This is a genomic window from Nocardia pseudovaccinii NBRC 100343 (genome assembly GCF_001613225.1).
GTDB lineage: Bacteria > Actinomycetota > Actinomycetes > Mycobacteriales > Mycobacteriaceae > Nocardia > Nocardia pseudovaccinii.
The window spans coordinates 33,467-44,535 of the sequence record NZ_BDBY01000235.1 but is presented as its reverse complement, the minus strand read 5'-3'; the positions used below and the strand labels follow the sequence as shown (position 1 = coordinate 44,535).

The 11,069-nt window shown below is 68.5% G+C and carries 2 protein-coding genes; both read left to right on the top strand.

Annotation, left to right across the window (positions count from 1 at the left end; translation table 11 throughout):
* The first annotated feature begins 31 nt into the window (after nt 1-31).
* Nucleotides 32-10,396, top strand: coding sequence for a non-ribosomal peptide synthetase (locus NP3_RS29415; RefSeq protein ID WP_218024958.1), 10,365 nt, complete (start codon nt 32-34; stop codon nt 10,394-10,396).
* Complete coding sequence (locus NP3_RS29410; protein WP_063044855.1) at nt 10,393-11,067, top strand: DUF6875 domain-containing protein; 675 nt, start codon at nt 10,393-10,395, stop codon at nt 11,065-11,067. Before NP3_RS29415 ends, NP3_RS29410 begins: the two co-directional genes overlap by 4 nt.
* Nucleotides 11,068-11,069 lie beyond the last annotated feature (2 nt).

The following is an 11,069-nucleotide window of genomic DNA, read 5'->3' as shown; positions in this document are numbered from 1 at the left end:
CATGGTCCTGGACCGGATTCCGTTGACGCCGGTGGGCAAGCTGGACCGACGGGCCTTGCCCAAGCCGGTCTTCGCCGACCGCAAACCCTTCCGAGCACCACAGACACCAACCGAACACATCATCGCCGGAGCCTTCGCCGACATACTCGACGCCGACACGGTCGGGCTCGATGATTCGTTCTTCGCCCTGGGCGGCGACAGCATTATGGCGATCCAGTTGGTGGCCCGAGCCAGGTCGGCCGGTGCGACGTTCTCCGCACGCGACGTGTTCGAGCGGAAAACCATCGCCGGATTGGCCCAGGTCGCAGCCCGCGACAGCACCGCAGCCGCCCAGTTGACGGAACTGCCCGGCGGCGGCGTCGGCACGGTACCGCTGACGCCGATGATGCGAAGGCTGCTCGAACGGTCCGGTCCGGAGTTCGCCCGCTACTCGCGGGCGATGATGCTGAATCTGCCGATCGGAATCGACCTGGAGCAGTTGGCGAAAACGGTGCAGGCGGTCCTCGACCGGCACGACATGCTACGCGCGCGGCTGTGCTCGGACGACGAATGCCGCCGGGCGTGGGATGTGCTGCCGGTCGGCACGATTCGCGCCGCCGATGCCATCCACCGGGTGCCGATGCCGGGAAGCGCCGAGTTCCGGACGTTTGCGGCGGCGGAGCTGACTTCCGCTGCGGCCCGGCTCGATCCGGACGCCGGGATCGTGCTGCGGGTGGTCTGGTTCGATCCGGCGAATCCGGCCGAACCGGGCAGGGCTCTGGTGCTGGTGCATCAATCGGTGATCGATCGGGTTTCCTGGCGGGTGCTGGTGTCGGACCTCGCGGCCGCGTGGGCGCGGATCGAGTCCGGCGAGCCACCCGAGCCGCCCCCGGTCGGGACCTCGATGCGCAGGTGGGCGTATGGGTTGGTCGACGCGGCCCGGCGGCCGGAGCGGGCAGCCGAGCTCGAACTGTGGCGAGCGATGGCCGACGGCTCCGATCCGATGATCGGGTCGCGGGCCCTCGACCCCGCGATCGACGTGGTCGCGACTACTCGGTCGGTTGAGGTCGAGCTGTCCCCCGAGGTGACCGAGGCGCTGTTGAGCGACGTGCCCGCGGCATTCCACGGCGAGGTGGGCCACGGGCTACTGGCCGCCCTGGCGGTTGCGCTGACGAAGTGGCGGCGCGAACGGGGACCCGCGGCCACGGGGCTGACGGATGTGGTGATCGGTCTCGAAGGGCACGGTCGGGAGGAAGGCGTCGTTCCGGGCGCGGACCTGACCCGGACGGTCGGCTGTTTCACCACGAGCTTTCCGGTGCGTTTGGATCTGTCGGGCATCGATATCGATGACGCATGCGCGGGCGGGCAGGCCATCGGCGCAGCGGTCAAGTCCGTCAAGGAACAGCTGCTCGCCGTCCCGGACCACGGGATCGGCTACGGCTTGCTGCGGTATCTCGACGAGGACACCGGCGCGCTGCCGACGCCGCAGATCACCTTCGACTACGTCGGCCCGGCCTCCACCGGGGTTCCAGAAGGGGAACCGGCGGTCGGATGGCAGCCGGTGGACGGCGACGAGTTCACCTATGCGCGGGATCCGGATATGCCGGTTTCGGCGGTACTCGACATCAATGTTCGCGCCCGTGACGACGGACAAGGGCCGCAGTTGCGGGCCATCTGGTCCTATCCCGCCGAGGTACTCACCCCCGAGGAGGTGCGTGCGGCGGCGGGAGCCTGGCGCCGGGCACTGACCGCGTTGGCGAGCAACGTCCGCCTGGCCGGTAGTGGGGGACGGACACCATCCGATCTGGATCTGGTCCGGCTCGGGCAGACCGAAATCGAGCGACTCGAGTACCGATACCCGACGTTGAGCGATGTCTGGCCGTTGACGCCGTTGCAGGAGGGGCTGCTGTTCCACGCGTTGGTGTCCGAGGAGTCGGTGGACGCCTACCTGACCCAACTGGTCGTCGAGTTGCGCGGCCAGGTCGATCCGGAGCGGCTACGCAGAGCCGGACAAGTGCTACTGGACCGACATGCGAATCTGCGCGCCGCCTTCGACACCGATGTCGGACCGGTTCAGGTGGTCCAGGAAGATGTCGAGGCCGCCTGGTCGGAGCTCGACCTGTCCGACCTCGATGACAGTGCCCGCGATCGCGAGTGGGAGCTGCTCCTGGCCGCGGACCGGGCAACCAGGTTCGATCCGGCGCGTGCCCCGCTGCTGCGCTGGATGCTGGTCACCACCGGGCCGCAGCATTATCGGCTGGTACTGACCAATCATCACCTGCTGCTCGACGGCTGGTCGACGCCGCTGCTCCTGCGGGACTTGCTGGTGCTCTACGCCACCGACGGCGATGCCACCGTGCTGCCCGAAGTCCGTCCGTACCGGGACTTCCTTGCCTGGATCGCCGGGCAGGACTCGGCTACGGCGCTCGATGCGTGGGCCGCCGCGTTCTACGGCGCCGAGGAGCCGACGCTGGTAGTGCAGGCCGATCCCGGCCGCCGCTACACCGAATCACGCGATGTGCTCGGTGATTTGACCGAGGAGCAGACAGCGGCGCTGACGAATCTGGCCAGAACCCGCGGCGTCACCCTCAACACCGTGATCCAGCTGGCATGGGCAATTGTGTTGGGCACGTTGACTTCTCGGGACGATGTGACGTTCGGCGCCGTGGTCTCCGGACGGTCCCCGCGGATCGAGGGCATCGAGTCGATGATCGGACTGTTCATCAACACCGTGCCGGTGCGCGTCCGTCTCGACGCCGCCGAGAGTCTGGGACAACTGCTCGACCGAATCCAGACCGAACAGGCGAACCTGCTCGAGTACCAGTTCGTGGGCCTCACCGAAATCGAGCGGGTGGCCGGGCCGGGGGCGGTGTTCGACACGATGACGGTGTTCGAATCGTTCCCGATCGACCGTTTCGGGCTGACGGCGCAGACCGATATCGCGGGGATGCGAGTCGTCGATGTCACGGGCACCGACGGCGCGCACTATCCGCTGGGAGTGGTCGCGCGGATCGACACCCGACTGCACCTGAAGATCAAGTACCTGCCCGAACTCTTCGACCACGACACGATGACCGAGACCCTGCAGCGCATCCTGCGCGTGCTCGGACTCGTCGCAACCGATCCGGAGCTGCCGCTGGCCCGGCTGAATCTGCTTTCACCCGCGGAATACCGAGAGTTGACGCCGGTATCGGGCTCCCCGGCGGTGCCGGGGCGAATGCTGCCGGAGCTGTTGGCGGCGACGGTGCAGCGAGATCCGGGCGCGGTCGCGTTGGTGTACGAGGATCGGCAGTGGACCTACGGCGAGCTCGATGCGCAGTCGAATCGGTTGGCCCGGTTGTTGATCGATCGGGGTGTGGGGCCGGAGGCCAATGTGGCGGTGGGGCTGCCGCGATCGGTCGAGTCGGTGCTGGCGGTATGGGCGGTGGCGAAGTCGGGGGCGGCATTCGTCCCGATAGATCCGCAGTATCCGACCGGCCGGATCGGGCACATGCTCACCGATTCCGGTGCGGTGGTGGGAATCACCTTGTCACAGTGGCGGTCTCGATTGCCCGGATCGGTGCCGTGGCTGGTCCTCGACGAGGCGGCGGTGGAAGCCGAGGCGTCGGCGGCATCGGCGGCGCCGGTGACCGATGCGGAGCGAACACGGCCGATCCGGCTCGATCATGCGGCGTATCTGATCTACACCTCCGGTTCGACGGGTGTGCCCAAGGGCGTGGTGGTGTCGCACCAAGGGTTGGCAGACCTGGTGGCCGAGCTGTGTTCGCGGTTCGAAATCGAGCCGGGCGCGCGGGTGCTGCATGTCGCGTCGCCGAGTTTCGATGCGGCTGTCCTGGAACTGCTCTGGGCGTTCACATCGGGTGGGCGGCTGGTGATCGCGCCGCCGACCGTCTACGGCGGGAACGAGCTGGCGCGGATTCTGTCGAGCGAGCGGGTGACCCATGCCGCACTGACGCCGACGGCCTTGGCGACCGTCGACCCGGCCGGGTTGGAGAACCTCGAGACGGTCGTGGTCGGTGGCGAACCGCCCCCGCCCGATCTCGTGTCCCGGTGGGCGCCGGGCCGGAGATTCTTCAATACCTACGGCCCGGCGGAGGCCACGATCCAGACCGACGCCAGCGCGCCGCTGGTGGCAGGTGAGCCGGTGACGGTCGGGGGACCGATCCGCGGGGTCGGGCACGTCGTGCTCGACGCCTGGTTGCGGCCGGTGCCCGTCGGAATTGTCGGCGAGCTGTATCTCACGGGCCCGGCTCTGGCTCGTGGTTACCGCAACCGGACGGGGCTGACGGCTTCGCGCTTCATCGCCGATCCGTTCGCTGAGCAGGGGCGGCGTATGTACCGGACCGGCGACCTGGTGCGCTGGCTGCGGCTACCGGAGGGGAATCTGACGCTCGACTATGTGGGCCGGGCCGACTTCCAGGTCAAGCTACGTGGTTTCCGCATCGAACTCGGCGAGGTCGAATCGGGCCTGCTGGCCTGTGCCGGTGTCGCGCGAGCGGCCGCGACCGTCCACCGGGGCGCGGCCGCCGGTGACCGGTTGGTCGGGTACGTGGTGCCCGAGCCGGGCGCCGCGCTGGACCCGTCCGCGGTCCGCGCGTTCGCCGAACAGCGGCTGGCCCCGCAGATGGTGCCCGCGACCGTGGTGGTGCTCGACACCTTGCCGGTGACGGCGAGCGGCAAGCTCGACCGCGCCGCGCTACCCGAGCCGGACTTCACCACCGGCCGGGCCGAATTCCGGGCGCCGGTCACCGAGGTGGAAAGGACGCTGGCCGGTCTGTTCGGCGAGGTATTGGGCATCGACCGGGTCGGAATCGATGATTCGTTCTTCGCCATGGGCGGCGACAGCATCATGTCGATCCAGTTGGTGACCCGAGCCAGGGCAGCCGGTGTGGTGTTCTCCACGCGGGAGGTATTCGAGCGGAAAACGGTTGCGGCACTGGCCCAGGTCGCAGTCCAGGACAGCACCGCGGCGGCCGCTCTTCCGGCGGAGCTCCCCGGCGGCGGCGTCGGCCGGGTACCGCTGACGCCGATCATGTGCTGGATGTTCGAACGCGGCGGATTCGACCATTTCTGCCAGTGGGTGATGCTCACGCTGCCGAGCGGTATCGATGTCGACGGTATCGAGGCCACCGTGCAAGCGGTGATCGATCAGCACGACATGCTGCGGGCACGACTGCAACCGGATCCTGCGCACCCATCCGGCTGGACATTGCACGTGCGGCCGACCGCGGCGATCGCCGCGGGGCTGATCCGGCGCGTGCCGGTGGAAGTGGCGCCGGACAGCGCCGCCTTCGCCGCGATCGCCGAGGCCGAGGCGAACGCGGCCGCCGAACGGCTCGACCCCGCCGCGGGCATCATGCTGCAGCTGGTCTGGTTCGACTGGGTGCGGCGGCCTGGACGGCTGCTCGTTGTCGCACACCACTTGGTCGTCGATGCGGTGTCGTGGCGGATCCTGATTCCCGACCTCGCGACGGCATGGGCCCAGATCGATGCCGGGCAACGGCCACGGCTCGCGGCCGTCGGTACCTCGATGCGCCGCTGGGCGCACGGCCTGAACGCCGCCGCCGAGAGCCTCGACGAGCTCGACTGGTGGCGATCCACGCTCGGTGCCGCCGATCCGCCGATCGGTGCCCGCCCGCTCGACCCCGAGCTCGACGTGCAGGCCACCGTCGCGACCGTCGAGGTGACGCTGCCGACCTCGGTGACCCGCGCTGTGCTCACCACCCTGCCCCAGGCGTTCCACGGCAGTGTGGACGACGCCCTGATCGCCGGGCTCGCACTGGCACTGACTCGATGGCGGCAGCGCCACGGCGACAACGTGACCGAAACACTGCTCACGCTCGAAAGCCACGGCCGCCACGACACGGTGCTCCCCGGCGCCGACCTCACCCGCACGGTCGGATGGTTCACCACCGCCTACCCGGTGCGGCTCGACCTGTCCGGCATCGATATCGATGACGCATTCGCCGCGGGTGCCGCCGCGGCGGCGGTCGTCAAATCGGTCAAGGAACAACTGCGCGAGGTCCCCGACCGCGGGATCGGCTACGGGCTGCTGCGCTACCTCAACGCCGATACCGCCCCCATCCTGCGTGCGCTGCCGACCCCGCGGGTGAGCTTCAACTATCTCGGTCGTCTGGACACCGTTCCCGAGGCGTTGCGCGACAGCGGATGGCTGCCCGCCGATGGCGATACCGGCGGCGGCAACCAGAATCCCGACGCGGCCGCGGCCGCCGTGCTCGGCATCAACGCGGTCACCACGGATACCTCGGACGGCCCCGCCTTGACCGCCGCCTGGGACTACCCGTCCGGCGTGCTCACCTGCACCGAAGCCACCGACCTCGCCGAATTGTGGCGCGACGCCGTGACCGCTCTGGCCGCCCACGCGTCCCGACCCGGTGTCGGCGGGCTGACCCCTTCCGATGTCGGCCTAGTCGATCTCGACCAGGCCGCGATCGACCGGCTGGAGACCAGGCACCAGGCGTTGGACGACATCTGGCCGCTCACGCCGCTGCAGGCGGGACTGCTGTTCCATGCCCAGCTCGCCGACGGCGCCCTCGACGCCTACATCGTGCAACTCCGTATCGAACTCGCCGGGTGCGTCGATGCGGACCGGCTGCGCCGCGCCGCGCGGACTCTGCTCGGACGGCACCCGAACCTGCGGACCGCGTTCGTGCGTGACGGCGCCCGCGACCCGGTCCAGGTGGTCTACCGGCATGTCGACGTGCCGTTCGCCGAGGTCGACCTAGCCGAGCACGACGACACCGCGGCCGCGCTCGAGCAGGTCATGGCCGACGACCGCCACTTCGATGTGACCGCGGCGCCGTTGCTACGACTGACACTGATCAGGATCGCCTCCCAGCAGTACCGGCTGGTGTTGAGCATGCATCACATCCTGATCGACGGCTGGTCCACACCACTGCTGATCCGGGAACTGCTGATCCTCTACGCCGCCGACGGCGACGCCGCGGCATTGCCTCCGGTGCGTCCCTACCGCGATTACCTGAACTGGCTGAACAGCCTGGACCGGACCGGTGCGGAAACCGCGTGGGCACAGGCACTCGAGGGGGTCGCCGAGCCGACTCTGCTGGCCCCCGAGGACCGCGGCCGCCGAACCACCGCCCCGGGGCGCGAAGTGCGGGTGCAGCTGAGCCAGGACCACACCGCGGCCCTGGTCGAGGTGGCTCACCGGCACGAGACCACCCTCAACACCATCATCCAAGCGGCTTGGGCGCTCGTGCTCGCCAATGCGACCGCCCGCGACGACGTGGTCTTCGGCACCACTGTCTCCGGGCGTCCGCCACAGCTTCCCGGCATCGAATCGATGATCGGACTGTTCGTCAACACCGTGCCCGTGCGGATCCGGCTCGACCACCGCGAAAGCCTCGCCCAGCTACTGCGGCGAATCCAAGCCGAACAAACCGCGCTGCTCGATCATCACCACCTCGGACTCGCCCGGATCCAACAGGTGGCCGGTGCCCGCGCGATGTTCGACACCGTGACCGTCTTCGAGTCCTACCCGGTGGACCGGGCCGGGCTGTCCGAAGACATCGACATCGCCGGAATGCACGTCCGTGGCATCGAAGGACGAGACGCCGCGCACTATCCGCTCGGCCTGGTCGTGCACCACGACACCCGTCTGCACTTGACCTTCGAATACCTACCCGAACTGTTCACTCGACAGCAGATCGACGCCCTCGCCGACCGGGTGCTGCGCGTGCTCGACACCGTCGCCGCGCATACCGATCTCCCACTCACCGAACTGCAGCTGCTCTCGCCCGCCGAGCAGGCCGCACTGGTGCCCGTCCGCGGTCGGCCCGGCCCGGTGGCGTCGGTATTGCCGCAGGTGTTCTCGGATGCGATCGCGCTGACGCCCGGCACGGAAGCGCTGGTCTGCGACGGCGTGCGGATGTCGTATCGCGAACTCGACGAGACCTCCAACCGCTGGGCGCGCGTATTGATCGATCTGGGAATCGGTCCGGAAGCGATGGTTGCCGTGGCGCTTCCGCGCTGTGCCGACGCTGTCATCGCCGTGTGGGCGGTCGCCAAGTCCGGCGGCGCGTTCGTGCAGATCGATCCCACCCACCCGCGCGACCGGATCACGCGCATTCTCAACGATTCCGGTGCCGCGGTCGGGCTGACCCTGGACACCTACCGAGAGCAGTTGCCCGACGCACTCGAATGGCTCGCCCTCGACGATCCCGCCTTCGTCGCGATGACGGCGGAGACCGACCCGAGGGCGATCGATGACGCCGAGCGCGCAACCCCGCTACGGCCGGAGCATCCGGCCTACCTGATCTACACCTCGGGCTCCACCGGGACGCCCAAAGGAGTGGTCGTCACTCATACCGGGATAGCGAATCTGGCCGCCGAAATACGGGAGCGGTTCGGCCTCACCCCGGCCTCTCGGATGCTGGCGGCTGCTTCCCCGACCTTCGACGTCTCGATCCTCGAATGGTTCAGCGCGACCGCCACCGGCGCCACCCTGGTCGTGGCCCCCGCATCGGTAGTCGCGGGCGCCGCACTGGCCGAGTTGATCAATGCCGAACAGGTGACCCATGCCGCCGTGACTCCCACCGTGCTCGCATCACTGCACGCCGACGAAGTCCACACCCTGGACACGCTGATCCTGGGCGGCGAGACCTGTCCACCCGATCTGGCGGCACAGTGGACGCCGGGCCGCACCGTGCTCAACGCCTACGGGGCTACTGAAACCACAATCGTCAGCTGCGGCCATGCTCCTTTGACCACGAGCGGCCCGATGACGATCGGCGGGCCGGTGCTCGGATTCACCGCCGTCGTACTCGACCGCAGATTGCGCCCCGTCCCGCCCGGAGTGGTCGGCGAACTGTACGTGTCCGGACCGGGCCTTGCCCGCGGCTACCATCGCGAACCCGCAACCACAGCAGCCCGATTCATCCCGGACCCGTACGGACCGGCCGGGACACGCATGTATCGGACCGGCGACCTCGTCAGCTGGACTACCGATCGAACACTGCGTTTCTCCGGTCGCAGCGACCTACAGCTCAAGATCAACGGCCACCGCATCGAACCCGGCGACATCGAAGCCGCACTCCGCGCCCACCCCGGCATCGACCATGCCGCCGTCACGGTGCACACCGGCCCCAACGGAAGCACTCAACTCGTCGGCTACGTCGTGCCCGCTCCCGGCAGCACGACCGACACCGCCGCACTGACCGCCCACCTCGCAACGCGACTGGCCACGCACATGATCCCCACGGCCATCCGCACGATCGACCGGATACCCCTCACCCCCACCGGCAAAGTCGATTACCAGGCCCTGCCCACCCCCGATTGGCGACCCGCCCGGTTCCGGCCGCCGTCCACCACACTCGAGGGCGCCGTCTGCGAGGCCTTCACCCGGACTCTCGGCATCGAGCGGGTCGGCCTCGACGACGGCTTCTTCACCCTGGGCGGCAACTCGCTTGCCGCGGCCGGACTGGTTGCGCGCCTTGCCGAGTCGACCGGTGTCGACGTGCCGGTTCAGTGGATCTTCACCGATCCGATGCCCGAGTCGCTGGCCCGCCGCATCGACATGCGCCGTCACGGGCTCGACGAGCAGGACCCCGGCGATGCGCTGTCCGTCCTGCTACCGCTGCGCGCCGCCGGAAACGAGCCGCCGCTGTTCTGCGTCCACCCCGCCATCGGATTGGCTTGGGGTTTCAGCGGACTCGTGCAGCACATCGATCCCGGCCGTCCCGTGTACGGGGTGCAATCCCCGGCATTCAGCGATGCCACCGCGGAGTTCGAGACGCTCGACCAACTCGCCGCCCGCTATGTCCAGGAGATCCGGGCTGTCCAGCCGCACGGTCCGTACCACCTGCTCGGCTACTCGCTCGGCGGCACCATCGCGCACGCGATCGCGGTCCGACTCCGCGGTGACGGTGCGTCCGTCGCCACCCTGGCCATGATGGACACGCGCGTCGTCACCGCCGAAACCGTCCGTGTGCCCACTCCTTCCATCGGGCAGCTGCTCGCCGAGTTCGCCGGACTCGATGTGCCACCGGGCGCGGCCGATCTCACCGCCGTGGCCGCGGCCGAACTGCTGCACCGGCAAGGCGGACTCTTCACCGCGGTGACCCCCGAGCACCTCGTGATCCTGCACGACGACTACACCCGGCTCGTCGACCTCACCTGGAACCACCGGCCGACTCCCTTCGACGGCGACTTGATCTACTTCAGCGCCGCCGCCCACACAGACGAGGGTCCCGCGCAGGCCCTCGCATGGCACAACCTGATCAATGGCCGGATCACCGACCATCACATTCCGGTCCGGCACGAGCGGATGATCGAACCCGAGTCGCTGCGCGCGATCGGACTCGTCCTCACCGAGCACTTCCGCTCAGCCCGGACCACCCCGATGGAAACCGCCACCTCCGCAAGGACAAGCCGATCATGAACCCGCACCGAATCGCCGGGACACGTTCCGGCATCGAGCCGGTCAATCTATTCGCGCCCGATCCGGCGACGCATATCGATCCGCACCCCCGTGCTGCCGAATTGCGTAGGTGGACTCGCGAATACCTGTGTCGGCCGCACCCTGATCTCGGCCGATCCGGTCCGGTCTGTCCATACACCAACCACGCCATCGCGAACCACTCGCTCTGGGCCGCATTCTTCGCGGGTACTGCCGTCGACGCCCAGTGCCTGACCGCGATCATCGACGATCTGTACGACATGTTCCCCGCCCTGCCACCCCGGGACGAACCCGATTGCAAGTTCAAGGCCGTCCTCGCGGTGTTCCCGGACCTCACCGACTACGCCGACATCGACGCGGTGCAACATGACCAGAAGTCTCGGTTCGTCGCAAAGGGTCTGATGCTCGGCCAGTTCTATCCGGGCTGCACCGTCCCGGGGCTGCGCAACCCGGCCTTCCCCGCGCTCGACGCGCCCCTGCCCATGCTCGCCATTCGCCATATGGCCGCCACCGACTTCCCATTCCTCAGCTCCCGCCATGAATGGGTGGACTCCTATCTCAAAATATTCGCCCCCGCGATCCCCAAGTTCATCACCAGCGCCATGTCCGACAGACTCGTGCAGACAACCGAAGCCTCGGACGGAAATCACTGAGA